The following is a 13825-nucleotide window of genomic DNA, read 5'->3' as shown; positions in this document are numbered from 1 at the left end:
CATGGACGAATTGACGACAAATTTTGACACCCTCATGTCGCAATTAAACGATGTGCGTTTGACTACAGTTGTCGGTCGTATTACTGAAGTCGTCGGTATGTTAATCAAAGCTGTTGTCCCTGATGTCCGAGTTGGGGAAGTCTGCTTGGTTAAACGTCAGGGTATGGAGCCGCTTGTTACTGAAGTCGTCGGTTTCACGCAACATTTTGCTTTCTTATCTCCATTAGGAGAACTTACCGGAGTGAGTCCTTCTTCAGAAGTGATTCCTACCGGGCTGCCTTTATACATTCGTGCGGGTAACGGTCTTTTAGGTCGTGTATTGAATGGATTAGGAGAACCTATTGATTCTGAAATCAAAGGTCCTTTAGTTGATGTTAACGAAACTTATCCTGTTTTCCGCGCGCCACCCGATCCTCTACACAGAGAAAAATTAAGAACAATCTTATCCACAGGCGTGCGATGCATCGATGGTATGCTCACAGTTGCTAGAGGTCAGCGTATAGGGATTTTTGCCGGGGCCGGGGTGGGTAAATCCTCTCTTCTGGGAATGATAGCTAGAAACGCTGAAGAAGCTGATGTTAACGTAATCGCTCTTATCGGAGAGCGGGGACGTGAAGTGCGTGAGTTTATCGAAGGAGACCTTGGCGAAGAAGGAATGAAGCGATCGGTGATCGTCGTTTCTACATCAGATCAGTCATCTCAGTTGCGCTTAAACGCGGCTTATGTAGGGACTGCTATAGCAGAGTATTTCCGTGATCAGGGAAAAACTGTAGTTTTAATGATGGATTCTGTAACTCGATTTGCTCGAGCCTTAAGAGAAGTGGGGTTGGCTGCCGGAGAACCCCCAGCTCGAGCAGGATACACTCCTTCAGTATTTTCAACCCTACCTAGGTTATTAGAACGTTCCGGAGCTTCAGATAAAGGCACAATCACAGCATTTTATACTGTGCTTGTTGCCGGAGACGATATGAACGAACCTGTTGCCGATGAGGTAAAATCGATACTTGATGGTCATATTGTCTTGTCCAATGCTTTAGCACAGGCATATCACTATCCCGCTATTGATGTTCTGGCGTCAATTAGCCGATTGTTAACAGCAATTGTTCCTGAGGAACAAAGACGTATTATAGGAAAAGCTCGTGAGGTGTTAGCCAAGTATAAAGCTAACGAAATGCTTATACGTATTGGAGAATACCGTCGGGGTTCCGATCGCGGAGTGGATTTTGCTATAGATCATATAGATAAACTGAACAGATTCTTAAAGCAAGATATCCATGAAAAGACAAATTATGAGGAAGCTTCGCAACAACTTCGGGCAATTTTCCGATAAAATATTAAGGGTAGAATGCCGTGCCTAAATACCCGTTAGAGCCCGTTCTAGCGATTAAAAAAGATCGTGTTGATAGGGCTGAAAAAGTTGTTAAGGAAAAGCGTCGTCTTTTAGAAATAGAACAAGAGAAATTACGAGAAATAGAAGCTGCTCGTGATAAAGTAAAAAATCACTACATGCAAAAGATTCAGCAGCTGAGAGAGTTGCTAGACGAAGGCACAACGAGCGATATAGTTTTACAGAGAAAAGCTTATATTAAAGTTGTGGCTGTGCAACTTTCTGAAGAGGAAGAAAAAGTTAATAAACAAAAAGAAAGCGTTTTGGCGGCTTCTAAAGAGCTGGAAAAAGCAGAAGTAAATTTAGCCAAACGGCGAAAAGAAGAAGAAAAGACGCGCATGCATAAAGAAGAGTGGATGAAAGAAGCTCTGAAAGAAGAAGCGCGAGAAATAGAAAAAGAGCAAGATGAAATGGGACAGCTGCTTCATCAGTTGCGTAAGAAAAAAACAACGTGAATCGGGGGAATCTAGTTCATGGAATTCAATAAAACATCCGAGTCTTTGTATAATTGCAAAATAGATCACCATGCAGTGCAACCAGAAGTTGGTCCTGAGCCTAAAGACAACCGAGACGTTAGGGTCTTTTCTTTGGAAGGTCGCCAACAATCAAAACAAGATCGTCAGGATAAAATTTCTAATAAAGGTTCTCGTCAAGAGACTCGTGGAGCTGATGATAAGCATGCGGAAGAAAAAACCTCAGCAGTATCTTCTAAAGAAGAAGAGCAAGAAGACGGTGACGGCTTCATGGCTTTTGATAACCCTGCCGCAGGAATGGCTTTTGTAGATGTCGCAGCTCCTGTATCTAGTGAGGCTGTCGTAGAAAGTGCTACAGTAGCTATTGCTAGTGCAGATTTACAGTGGGTACAAGAGATTATTGCAAGCACTGTAGAATCTATGATCATCGCTGATATTGATGGTCAACAGTTAATCGAATTAGTTTTAGATTCAGAAGGAAATGTTCCTGAAGTTTTTGCAGGGGCAAATTTAACCTTAGTACAATCTGGAGTAGATCTTTCTGTAAAATTTTCTAATTTTGTAGATAATACTCAGATGGCAGAAGCAATGAATCTCATTGTGAATAACCCCGAACAGCTTACAGGTTTGGTAGAGGCATTAAAAAATCGTCATTTGAATTTGACAGAATTGACTATTGGATCAAGTATTGTACAGTTGCCTACTATTGAAGACGTGCAAACACCCTTACATATGATTGCCGCAACGATTCATCAAAGGGATGAAGAGAAAGATCAAGAAGGAAAAGATCAGCAGCAACAACAAGAACAAGATCAAAACCAATATAAAGTTGAAGAAGCACGTTTATAAAAGGTGATTTCTCATGGCAGTAGCAGCGGAACCTAGCGCTAGTTGGTTAAAATCTAGAAATGATTTTTTAAGTTCTTTAGTAAAAACGGAGGAGGGAGTTTCTCTCCCTCCTTTCCCTAAAGAGCTATGCTTGCAAAAGTTGAGAGAAAAATTTCGTTTAGAAGATACGAGTCTTACTATTCAACCTTGTGGCTCCCTCTCTGCTGCTCAGGCTGTTCAAGATTTTGGAACGCACTTTTTAGTGCAGTCTTTTGTTGCTCAACCTTTAGAATCCGGAAATTTTTTCTTTGTTACCTCAGAGGCTGATCTCCAGTCCTTTATGGTCGCAGTATTTAATGATTCCAGTTTGGCTTCTTATTTCTATGAAAAGGATAAGCTTTTAGGTTTTCATTATTACTTTTGTGCAGAGCTTTGCAAGTTTCTCCAAGAGCTGGCTTGGATACCTTCTTTATCCGCGAGAGTTGTTGGAGATGCTCGGTTTTCTAGTAAGGATCTTCAGGGGTCTTATCAAGCTGTAGATGTCACTTGTGGGTTAGACGGAAAATATATGCGTTTTCGTTTACTTTTTCCAGAAGCCGTATGTGATAGCTGTAAGCGTTTTCTCTCCGAATCGAATCAAAATTTCGATATTCATCAACTGGGCCCTACACCTTTAGCGATGTCGGTAGAAATTGGCTACTGCCAATTAACACAAGATGAGTGGCAACAAGTCGTGCACGGCAGTTTTATCTTGCTAGATAGTTGTTTGTATGACCCCGATACAGAAGAAAGCGGAGGCATGCTTACTATTCAGGGACATCAGTTTTTCGGTGGTCGTTTTATGGATACTACCTCCGGGGAATTTAAAATTACTAGCTATCCAAATTTACAACAGGAAGAGCCCGTTGAAGAAACTTCGGAATCTCTACCCGCAGCACCTCTGCCAGGGAACTGTAAATTAGTTGCAGAAGTTTCCAGATACTCATTGACTGTGGAAGAGTTTTTAAAACTCTCGCAAGGCAGCATTCTAAATCTCAATGGTGTCCATCCCTCTAGAGGTGTAGATTTGATTCTCAATGGAGCAAAAGTTGGAAGAGGAGAGATAGTATCTTTAGGAGATGTTTTAGGAATTCGTGTCCTAGAAGTATAAACGCATAATTGTTTCTTATGGATTGTCAATCCGAAACTTCCCCACACCAGGTAATTGGTGAATACTGCATCAAGAGAATCATGAGCAAGAAGGAGGGAAGTACGGTATACCATGGGGTCCATCCTGTAACTCTACAACCTACAGTTATCAAAGTTCTAGTAACTCCTTTGGTTGCTGATACTCTTCGGGTTCATAATTTTTTAAAAGAAGCACGAATCATCGAACAAATCTCTCATCCAAATATTGTGAAGTTATACCAATATGGACAATGTAGAGAGGGTCTATATATGGCAATGGAGCATATTCAGGGTGTTTCTCTTAGAAAGTATATCCTCTCCCAGCTCATTCCTTTATCTAGAGCTGTGGATATAATTTTACAAATTGCTCAAGCTCTTGAATATCTACATAGTCGAGGTATACTGCATCGAGATATAAAACCAGAAAACATCTTAATTACCCCTCAAGGGGAGATTAAACTAATAGATTTCGGGCTTGCCGCCAGTTCTTCTATGGCGAACGATCCTTATCCAGTATGTTTAGGGACTCCTTCATATATGAGCCCTGAACAACGTCAAGGAGATAAAATTTCTGAAAATTCAGAAATCTATTCTTTGGGTTTGATAGCTTATGAATTGATTTTAGGGAATTTAGCTCTAGGTAAAGTCATTTTATCTTTAGTTCCCGAGAGAATGAGTAAAATCTTAGCGAAAGCTTTGCAGCCCTCTCCTAAAGATCGGTACGCATCTATGAAAGAATTTCTCATAGATTTGTATAAATACCGTCATGGCGAAGATCTTCAAAAAGATATCCGCTATAAAGATCATACAGCAAAGATCCATGAGCAGCTGTATCAGCAGAGATTTTGGCTGGCTCCTTCAGAAATTTTCATTCCGGAATATCTTTCTGCTTCTATATGTGAACACGGATATCCTACATATCCGCACGTATACTATGAAGCCTATATGATTGAAGATGCGTTTAGACTATGGTTGTGTTATAGCCTTTCAGGAAATCCTACTTTAGTATTAACTCTTATGAAGAGCTTTGTAAGTCAATGGGGACGTGAAGATAACGTAAGAAATGCTATTCGCAAAATGCATAACGAGCTAGTGCGAATGAATGTTCCTGTTGATGAGAGAGGCGTTTCTTTAGTTTGCTTAACTATCCCAAAAGAAAAAAAGGAACTTTCTTGGATTGCTTGTGGGAAAACTAATTTCTGGTTAAAAAAGCAAAAAAAGGTTCCTCAGAGTTTTGAGACTACATCCCTGGGGTTAGGGAAAATTAGTTCTTTACAAATTCAGGAAACCAAGGTTGCATGGGAAATAGGTGATGGAGCAGTATTACATACCTTACAGGCAGACGATTCCATGTCATCTTTACATAGTCCTTTATTCACAGAGTTGAAAGATAGGGGACAAACAGCTATATTCTGCCCAATAGAGAGCGTACAGTACGGGATATTAGAAAATCATGACGGAAATCTTTGTCCCTCAACACTTATCAGCTTAAAAAGAATCCGGTGAAAATAGTGACGTCGAACATTGGAAGAAAGATCTTACAGGTCATAAATAAGAAAAAGGGAAAAATAGGGATACTTTCAGTTCTGTTTTTCTTAGACCTGGTTTTGCTTGGGGTGAACTCTCAAAAACCACCGAATAACGAGTTAAGGCCTCGAAATAAAAACTCTCAAGCTGATGAGAACAATCAAATTGCTGCCTGCCCTAAAAACATTATTAATAAGACGTCGGCAAAAAAATCAGACCCGCAAACTATCGCGAAGAGCTTACCTCAAAATCAGCCTCGTCATTTTAAAAAATCCTCACAAATATTTTCTCCTGGCTTTTCTGAAGGTTCACCATTTGCTAAGCCTGAAGTTAAACAACGCCCTCAAGAGCGTTATGCGCAAGCTGCGGCAAAACGAACTCCACGTTTTCTTCCTAAACAAGAAGAAAAAACCGAAGTTGCAGAAGAGAAAAGCGAAGAAGCGCAAATCTGGGAAGATAAGCGCGCTTATGCTAAACGTGCTGTGAATGCAATAAACTTCAGTGTTAAAAAGCTAGTAGAAGAAAGCGAAAAAAAGAGCTCTCAAGAAGAAGGGTTTAAAATTGATAATGGAGCGTCGTCCTCGCAATCATTAAAAATAAAATCTCCCGAGAAGCAACCCTCTATTGAGAAAATAGCCATTCATCCCGAAACAAAAAAAGAGGATGAGCAAGCCCCCTCACTATTAAAAGGGAAACAGATTACTTGTGAGGACCTAAAAGATAATGGGTATACTGTAAATTTTGAGGATATCTCCGTTTTGGAACTCTTACAATTTGTTAGTAAGATTTCTGGAACAAATTTTGTCTTCGACAGTAATGACCTAAATTTTAACGTAACGATTGTTTCTCACGATCCTACATCTGTAGACGACCTATCTACGATCCTCTTGCAAGTCTTAAAAATGCATGACTTGAAAGTCGTAGAACAGGGGAATAACGTTCTTATCTATCGCAATCCACGCCTTTCTAAGTTATCCACAGTAGTTACTGATGGTTCTGCAAAGGATAATTGCGAAGCTGTTGTGGTTACACGTGTATTCCGCTTATACAGCGTGCATCCTACATCTGCTGTAAATATCATTCAGCCTTTGCTTTCCCACGATGCTATAGTAAGTGCTTCAGAAGCTACTCGTCATGTTATCGTTTCTGATATCGCTGGAAATGTTGAGAAAGTCGGAGAATTATTAGCAGCTCTAGATAGCCCCGGAACATCCGTGGATATGTCAGAGTATGAAGTACGTTATGCAAATCCCGCGTCATTAGTAAGCTATTGCCAAGATGTGCTCGGCGCTATGTCTGAAGATGAAGCTTTCCAGATTTTCATACAGCCAGGAACTAACAAGATTTTTGTTGTTTCTTCCCCACGCTTGACCAATAAGGCTGTGCAACTACTGAAGTCTCTAGATGTTCCAGAAATGGCTCATACACTAGACGATGTTACCAGCCCCGCTGCTGCTTTAGGATCCTCGGGAGCTGCGAATCCTAAAAGCTTGCGCTTTTTCATGTACAAGCTGAAATATCAAAATGGCGCAGCTATTGCTCAGGCAATTCAAGATATAGGATACAATCTCTATGTAACAACAGCTATGGATGAAGACTTCATCAATACGCTGAATAGTATTCAATGGTTAGATGTTAACAACTCTATCGTCGTTATCGGGAATCAGGCGAACGTAGATAAAGTTGTCAGCTTGCTAAACGGTTTAGACTTACCTCCAAAGCAAGTGTACATTGAAGTATTAATTCTAGAGACTAGCTTAGAAAAATCTTGGGATTTTGGCGTTCAGTGGGTAGCTCTTGGCGATGAACAAGGTAAAGTTGCCTATGCTTCAGGATTGCTTAGCAATACAGGTATTTCTAATCCTACGAAATCTACAATCCCACCTGCGAAACCTTCGCCAGGGGATATTCCTTTACCGACACCAGGTCAGCTAGCCGGTATTAGTGACATGATGTACGCATCTTCAGCTTTTGGCTTGGGAATTATAGGAAACGTTCTTAGCCATAAGGGAAAATCTTTCCTAACCTTAGGGGGACTTCTCAGCGCTTTAGATCAAGATGGCGATACTGTCATTGTTCTTAACCCGAGAATTATGGCTCAGGATACGCAACAGGCATCTTTCTTCGTTGGACAGACAATTCCTTTCCAGACGACAAGTACTATCATTCAAGAAACAGGAACTGTTACACAAAATATTGAATATGAAGATATCGGTGTTAACCTAGTTGTTGCTTCTACAATCGCTCCAAATAACGTTGTTACATTACAAATAGAACAAACCATTTCCGAGTTACATTCTGCTCAGGGGACCCTAACTCCTGTAACGGATAAAACCTACGCAGCTACACGCTTACAAGTACCGGATGGATGCTTCCTCGTAATGAGTGGTCACATCAGAGATAAAACGACGAAAATAGTTACCGGAGTTCCTCTTTTAAACTCTATACCTTTAATTCGTGGTTTATTCAGCAGAACCATAGACCAAAGGCAAAAACGTAACATTATGATGTTTATTAAGCCTAAGGTTATTAGTAGTTTTGAAGAAGGCACAACCTTAACTAATAAAGAGGGTTACAGATACAATTGGGAAGCTGATGAAGGATCTATGCAAGTAGAACCACGACATGCTCCTGAGTGTCAACATACTCCTGCTGTGCAGGCAGAAAGTGATTTTAAAATGCTAGAAATAGAAGCCCGATAAATGCTATATAGAAAAAGTAAGATGATATTCTGCGCCATGGAATAGCTTCTGACTCTGTTGTATTTCAGGGGGAAAGCCAAGAGGACATCGTCGGCCGTATGATTGTTGTTTTCTTGGCTTTTTTATTCCCTCAATTCTATACTTATCTCTTTCTTCTTTACTTGCCTAAATAGCTCAGTTGGTAGAGCAACGCATTCGTAACGCGTAGGTCGTCGGTTCGATCCCGGCTTTGGGCAGACGCAATAAAAAATAGTTGCATGTAGTAAAACAAGACTTGTCTTCCTGCTCTAAAACAAAACTAGAAGAAATCCATTCTTCTCATTTTCTAATATAAAAACACGTAAGAAGGCAAACCCCGTAAGGTATCTTTAGCCAAGAGGCATTAAAAAAATCTCCTCAGGCCCTTTCTAGACACTATTTTAGGGGGGGGGATGAATAGTGCTATCGCCCCTTTATTTTATCATGCATACAGTTAGGAAAGAGTTTTAAAATCCAGTGGGAGATAAGCTTTCCGCCAGCTTTTTTAAAACATCAGCTCGCAATTGCGTGATGACTTCTTTTTGCAAGTTCTTGTTGTCGTCAGGCTGCTTGGTAAGCGCTAAATGCCCACGACGTGCTTGCCAGAACACAGGATGCCAAATAGAGCTATTATCCGCTCCCTGAATCCATCCTAGGCTAATCCCTAGTTGAATCCAGCTTAATGCATCTAACGTTTCCTGAAGATCTAAATGATAGGAATGCGTAAGTAATCCTAAGGCTCGTAAGATATGATTTTTTAACTCCCCTGGATTTTGCTCGGTATGTTTCTTTTTTGCCGATGCTTCAGCCATAGATATTTTCGATGACCATATCCTTAACGAAGACAAAATTTGCTCTTCAGTAAGCCCTAAAGAACATCTATTAGATAATACAACGATATTCCCAATATATTCACCCGGTGTAGCAGGTAACATGCCTGCATAAGATACCTCCGTATCGTCATCAATAATCTCTTGTAATTCCTGAGAATAAATTAACGCTGGGGTATGCAAGAAACATTGGCTTTTTAATCCCGTACCACATTCTTGAGGATTTGTAGTCAGAAAACCAAAGTCCGAAGAAAAAGCAAATTCTAATTTTTCATTGAGATAACTATCCAAACGTACCAGTTGGTCTAAGGCTTTTTCCGGCTCTGAAACAAAATCTATAGCATGGAGTATCAGATGATCTCGGAAATTTATAGTCGCTAGGATATTCCCAGAACGATTTACAATAAGAGCCTCGCCCTCAGGGTTGCCTGTTAAGTCATAAGGAAAAAGAAAATGCTCAATAATAAACTCTTTTTGCCAAGAAGGAGCATCTTTAAGAGGTAAAACTAAAAACTCATCAAAACCTTCAATATGGTTAAAATGCGAAGCTATCACCTCTAAAATTTCCTGCTTTTTCTCCTTAGATAAACAAGAAGGAAATTTCGCTATGGAAAGATTCCTAGATAGAGAAAACGTCGTTATAGGCCAGGTTGTATTTGCAGGAGGAGCGTCTTTCTTACTAGCAAAATTAAGAAGTAAATCATTGGGAAGCATCATGCGAATTCTGATTTTTTAAATGATTAATCTGATCTCGTATTACAGCTGCCTGCTCATAATCTTCACGAGCTAACGTATCCTGAAGAGCCTCATTTAACGCGATTAGCTTAAGAAGGGGATTCATACTCGCAGCTTCTCCGGGAGCACGACCTATATGCAAACAACCCCGACTATTGTCTAAAGTTGCTGATGAGAAAATAGCCTTGTTATGCATGAGCTTGGCTATAAGCTGCGTTTTGAAATTCGTATAGCACAGATGACAACCAAATAACTGATCCTCGTCAGCTGTGGATTTCCAAACGGTTTTACAATTGCCACATTCTAAAGTTACTGAAGATCCTGAAGAACTTAACTCAATGGTATCACGACTATAATAATGACTAGGACAGGGACAAGAATCACACACATAAGCTCGTAAAATCTTATCCTTGTCTACTTCAGTATAGCAAATTGTCGCAGGCTTTTGACAGTGATAACACTGATGGGGTTTAGACGTCGCCATGGAGATCTACCATTAAAGCCAAATACTAATACACCCAATACCAATAACAAAAAAGTGACAAAGGAGAAAAAGGTTTTTTAAAGAAATATAAAAGAACTAAGAAGAATTAACTGGGCCTTGAAGGATTTGAACCTTCGACCCCCTCATTAAAAGTGAGGTGCTCTAACCGCTGAGCTAAAGGCCCGAAGTTTACTCGGTAAATTTACATTTTGACCCCAAGGGGATTCGAACCCCTGTTACCGGAATGAAAATCCGATGTCCTGGGCCAGGCTAGACGATGGGGCCAAGACAACTACAATATTACTAGTTCTTCTCCTTTAGAGCAATCTTTTCCTCTCTTTGTTTTTCATGAAAAACCAAAGAAAGAGAAGCAGATAAAGACTGCTCATAAGAAGAAACAGAACTTATCATATTGACGAAAGGTCCGCTTCTTTTTGCTTAGACATTTCGTCGATTTGCTTACAGAACTTATCTGTTAATTCTTGGATCTTTTTTTCCATGCCTTTAACAGCGTCTTCTGTTAAGTCAGAATCTTTTTTTAACTTATCGTTAGCTTCCCTGCGCACATTGCGAATCGTTACTTTCGCTTCCTCTGATTTGCGGCGTAGTTGTTTGATAACTTCATTTCTGTATTCCGCAGTAGGCTCAGGAATCTTAATGCGTATAATGGCACCTTCTGCATCGGGTTGCAAATTTAAATTTGCAGCAATAATGCCCTTGGATATTGCAGAGACGTTATTTGCGTCATAAGGAGAAATTACCAACTGACGTGTGTCAGCTACAGAAATAGAGGCTAAATCAGATAGCCTCATCGTGGTTCCATATACATCTACTGTAACAGTTTCTACTAAAGCAGGATGAGCTTTTCCTGTTCTAAATGCTCTGATTTCTTTCTGGAAGAATTCCAAAGCTGTAGCCATTTTCTTTTCAGTATCAGCTAAAATGGACATGCTAAGCGTCCTCACAAATTAATGTTCCGATATGCTCATCAAAAATAGCCTGCTCTAGAGAATGTTTAACAAAGCTAAAGACCCGAATAGGAATATGAGAATCCATACACAGAGATATAGCAGAAGCATCCATAATGCCTAATCCGCGAGACAAAACCTCTTTATAGCTAATGCGATTGTATTTTACAGCATCACTAAATTCCCTAGGGTCTTTATCGTAAACCCCGTCAACATGCATAGTGGCTTTGAGAAGCAAATCAGCTTTTAACTCACAGGCACGCAAAGCTGCTCCTGTGTCAGTCGTTAAATAAGGAGATCCTGCTCCTGTTGTGCAGATTAAAACTTTGCCTTGGCTTAAGGCTTCCGCAGATTTTTGAGGAGTGTATAAGTCTGCTAATTGGGGGCAAGAAAGCGTAGAGGTTAATAAACAAGGAATATCATCAGCTTTTAAAGCATCAGCTACGGCCATACCATTAATTAAAGTCGCTAGCATTCCCATTTGGTCTGCAGATACTCGATTAATTTGTAATTCTTTTTGCTGAGCAAGACCTCTAATGATGTTTCCTCCGCCTATCACAAGAGCCGTTTCAATATCACAATTACGGACCGCGCGTAATTCTGCTACTAGTCTGGATAAACGAACTTCATCAATCCGGTTTCCGCTGTCTGTTGAGAGAGACTCTCCAGAAATCTTAAATAAGACTCGTGTTATTCGTTTAGACATAGTTCCTCTTGCTTATTAAGCACCTATTTTCCATAAAATGAATTCTTTCACTTCGACGGAATTGCCACTAGTCTTGCTGACGCCGTTAATTAAATGTTGAATTGTTGTATCAGGATTTTTAATATAGGCTTGTTCTAGCAGGCAAACATCTTGGAAGAATGTTCCCAATTTACCACTGATAATTTTATCAATAACTGCTTGGGGTTTCCCTTGTATTTGAGAAGAAATGATTTCTTTTTCTTTCGCTAGAGCGTCTTCAGGAACACTTTCTTTGCTTAAAAATAGGGGTTGAGCTGCAACGATATGCATGGAAATGTCTTTGGCAAGGCTTTCTTGATCAGAAAGTCCAGAAAGAATTGTGATAGAAACAGCTTTCCCGTTACCGTGGGAGTAAATCCCAACACTTTCTTCTGTTGTTTTTGGAAAATATTTGATTCTGCTGATGCGAATGTTTTCGCCGACAGTTTGCATAGTGACGGCGCGCAATTCATCAACTGTAAGAGAAGCATCTTGAAAAGAAGGAAGTTGTAGCAAAGCATCAACATTGTCTGCTTTATGATTTAAGACGTCTTCAACAAGGCCATCAACAAAAGATCGAAATACGGCGTTATTAGCAACGAAGTCAGTTTCTACGTTCACTTCAACAATAGCCGTGCCGCGAGCATCACTCTTTGCAGCAATAACACCTTCTTTTGTTTCTCTATGTTCTTTTTTGCTGGCCGAAGCAAGGCCTAGTTTGCGTAAGTAAACTACCGCCTCTTCAAGATTTCCATTACATTCAGCTAGAGCTTCCTTACATTTGGTTAACCCTACACCGGTTTGCTGTCTTAAGAGTTTAAGGGTTTCCATAGAAAAGTTGCTCATTAGTTAGCCTCACTACTGTCGTATTTTTTTGCTAATAGGTCTTCTTGACGATTTTCGTTTTCTTCTGCAGAGGAATTGGCTTCTTCGTCGCTAGTTAAAGCTTTGATTGGAGAAACGATCTCAACCCCAAGTTTTTTCTTGGTGTTAACGATGGCGTCTTTAATAGCGCTGATAATTAAGCGAATGCTTTTTAACGAGTCATCGTTACAGGGGATAACATGATCGATGGGTGTTGGATCACAGTTCGTGTCGACTAAAGCCAATACGGGAATGCCGAGCTTCTTAGCTTCAGCAACAGCAATTTTTTCATAGCCAGGGTCAACAACTATGACTAAACCAGGAGTTTTTCTTAGGTAACGGATACCTTCCAAGTTTTTCAATAGTTTTTGATGACGTTTTGCTAGTAAAGCGATTTCTTTTTTCGTAAGGTAAGAACTATTTTGGGTAAGATCTTTTTCAATTTTGTCCAAAGTTTTGATGGAATTTCTAATGGTCGTCATGTTGGTTAACATGCCACCTAACCATCTTTCTGCCACAAAGTACTCGCCAGCTTCTATAGCGGCTTCTTTGATCACACATTTGGCTTGTTTTTTAGTTCCTACAAAGAGAATAGGCTTGTTTTCTTTGATAACCTTACAGACTTGGGGAAGAGCTTTACGTAACTGGTAAAGAGTTTTGGCTAAATTGATAATGTAAAGACCATTTTTCTCCTCAAAGATGTAAAGTTTCATCTTTGGGTTCCATCTTCGCGTTTGGTGCCCGAAATGAGCCCCTGCTTCCATTAAGTCTTTAACCGAAAGATTGCATAGTGATTCTTCCAAGCTTTGTACCTCTATTTCTTGAATATGTTAACAATGGCATCTTGATCCAGCGTCAAGATTTCAGTCTTGGCAACGTTTAGGAAAGCGCCCGATCAGAATCGAACTGACACCGGTAGCTTGGAAGGCTACAGCTCTACCATTGAGCTACGGGCGCGTTAAATAGGAGATAATAATTTAATAAAGCTTTTTGCGCAAGATTGTAATCTCTAGCTTTCTAGCTTTTAGAAATTTTTAGCTAGGGAGAATTTTTTTTGCGGAAGGATTTTAGAAAAGAGATTTGAAGAGTTTGATAAGAGGTGGGGAAATAAAAAAATC

The 13825-nt window shown here is 40.0% G+C and carries 11 protein-coding genes, 4 tRNA genes and 1 pseudogene; 7 read left to right on the top strand and 9 right to left on the bottom strand.

The features are described 5' to 3' along the window. Position 1: 1 nt before the first annotated feature. From sctN to CF_RS04860, 7 genes and pseudogenes are all read left to right on the top strand, one after another. The gene (gene sctN, locus CF_RS04890) at positions 2 to 1330 is read left to right on the top strand and encodes a type III secretion system ATPase SctN (protein WP_011458515.1); all 1329 of its coding nucleotides are present in this window, start codon (positions 2 to 4) and stop codon (positions 1328 to 1330) included. 20 nt (positions 1331 to 1350) lie between these two features. Beyond that, positions 1351 to 1906: pseudogene (locus CF_RS04885) on the top strand (type III secretion T3S chaperone). Then, positions 1861 to 2709, top strand: a complete 849-nt coding sequence (locus CF_RS04880; protein WP_011458513.1) for a DUF5421 family protein — start codon at positions 1861 to 1863, stop codon at positions 2707 to 2709. Before CF_RS04885 ends, CF_RS04880 begins: the two are co-directional and overlap by 46 nt. 13 nt (positions 2710 to 2722) lie before the next feature. Continuing rightward, complete coding sequence (sctQ, locus tag CF_RS04875; RefSeq protein ID WP_011458512.1) at positions 2723 to 3838, top strand: type III secretion system cytoplasmic ring protein SctQ; 1116 nt, start codon at positions 2723 to 2725, stop codon at positions 3836 to 3838. 17 nt (positions 3839 to 3855) lie between these two features. Continuing rightward, positions 3856 to 5361: a serine/threonine protein kinase gene (locus tag CF_RS04870; RefSeq protein ID WP_011458511.1), complete on the top strand. Its 1506-nt coding sequence runs from the start codon at positions 3856 to 3858 to the stop codon at positions 5359 to 5361. Further along, a complete protein-coding gene (locus CF_RS04865; protein ID WP_011458510.1) occupies positions 5358 to 8084 on the top strand; it encodes a secretin N-terminal domain-containing protein in 2727 nt (908 codons plus the stop codon). The genes CF_RS04870 and CF_RS04865 overlap by 4 nt, the downstream gene beginning before the upstream one ends. A gap of 163 nt (positions 8085 to 8247) precedes the next feature. Then, positions 8248 to 8320, top strand: a tRNA-Thr gene (locus CF_RS04860). Between the two features lie 249 nt (positions 8321 to 8569). Here the strand turns inward: CF_RS04860 and CF_RS04855 are convergent. The 9 genes from CF_RS04855 to CF_RS04815 all read right to left on the bottom strand — a co-directional run bounded on the left by CF_RS04855 (position 8570) and on the right by CF_RS04815 (position 13664). Beyond that, positions 8570 to 9649: a protein arginine kinase gene (locus CF_RS04855; protein ID WP_011458509.1), complete on the bottom strand. Its 1080-nt coding sequence runs from the start codon at positions 9647 to 9649 to the stop codon at positions 8570 to 8572. After that, on the bottom strand, positions 9633 to 10151 hold the full coding sequence (locus tag CF_RS04850) for a UvrB/UvrC motif-containing protein (protein ID WP_011458508.1): 519 nt from the start codon (positions 10149 to 10151) through the stop codon (positions 9633 to 9635). The genes CF_RS04855 and CF_RS04850 overlap by 17 nt, the downstream gene beginning before the upstream one ends. A gap of 111 nt (positions 10152 to 10262) precedes the next feature. Further along, positions 10263 to 10335 (bottom strand) — tRNA-Lys (locus CF_RS04845). 26 nt (positions 10336 to 10361) lie between these two features. Further along, a tRNA-Glu gene (locus tag CF_RS04840) sits at positions 10362 to 10436 on the bottom strand. A 122-nt stretch (positions 10437 to 10558) separates the two neighbouring features. After that, the gene (gene frr / locus CF_RS04835; protein ID WP_011458507.1) at positions 10559 to 11101 is read right to left on the bottom strand and encodes a ribosome recycling factor; all 543 of its coding nucleotides are present in this window, start codon (positions 11099 to 11101) and stop codon (positions 10559 to 10561) included. A gap of 1 nt (position 11102) precedes the next feature. After that, positions 11103 to 11825, bottom strand: coding sequence for a UMP kinase (gene pyrH / locus CF_RS04830; RefSeq protein WP_011458506.1), 723 nt, complete (start codon positions 11823 to 11825; stop codon positions 11103 to 11105). 15 nt (positions 11826 to 11840) lie between these two features. After that, a complete protein-coding gene (gene tsf, locus CF_RS04825) occupies positions 11841 to 12689 on the bottom strand; it encodes a translation elongation factor Ts (RefSeq protein ID WP_011458505.1) in 849 nt (282 codons plus the stop codon). Further along, a complete protein-coding gene (rpsB, locus tag CF_RS04820) occupies positions 12689 to 13510 on the bottom strand; it encodes a 30S ribosomal protein S2 (protein ID WP_011458504.1) in 822 nt (273 codons plus the stop codon). The genes tsf and rpsB overlap by 1 nt, the downstream gene beginning before the upstream one ends. 83 nt (positions 13511 to 13593) lie before the next feature. After that, positions 13594 to 13664: transfer RNA gene (locus CF_RS04815), tRNA-Gly, on the bottom strand. Between the last annotated feature and the right edge of the window lie 161 nt (positions 13665 to 13825).

The organism is Chlamydia felis Fe/C-56, assembly GCF_000009945.1.
GTDB lineage: Bacteria > Chlamydiota > Chlamydiia > Chlamydiales > Chlamydiaceae > Chlamydia > Chlamydia felis.
This window is presented reverse-complemented; position numbering and strand designations above follow the sequence as displayed.

Coding starts and splice junctions, on each gene's coding strand:
- sctN (WP_011458515.1), top strand. CDS start 2: ATGGACGAATTGACGACAAATTTTGACACCCTCATGTCGCAATTAAAC.
- CF_RS04880 (WP_011458513.1), top strand. CDS start 1,861: ATGGAATTCAATAAAACATCCGAGTCTTTGTATAATTGCAAAATAGAT.
- sctQ (WP_011458512.1), top strand. CDS start 2,723: ATGGCAGTAGCAGCGGAACCTAGCGCTAGTTGGTTAAAATCTAGAAAT.
- CF_RS04870 (WP_011458511.1), top strand. CDS start 3,856: ATGGATTGTCAATCCGAAACTTCCCCACACCAGGTAATTGGTGAATAC.
- CF_RS04855 (WP_011458509.1), bottom strand. CDS start 9,649: ATGATGCTTCCCAATGATTTACTTCTTAATTTTGCTAGTAAGAAAGAC.
- CF_RS04850 (WP_011458508.1), bottom strand. CDS start 10,151: ATGGCGACGTCTAAACCCCATCAGTGTTATCACTGTCAAAAGCCTGCG.
- frr (WP_011458507.1), bottom strand. CDS start 11,101: ATGTCCATTTTAGCTGATACTGAAAAGAAAATGGCTACAGCTTTGGAA.
- pyrH (WP_011458506.1), bottom strand. CDS start 11,825: ATGTCTAAACGAATAACACGAGTCTTATTTAAGATTTCTGGAGAGTCT.
- tsf (WP_011458505.1), bottom strand. CDS start 12,689: ATGAGCAACTTTTCTATGGAAACCCTTAAACTCTTAAGACAGCAAACC.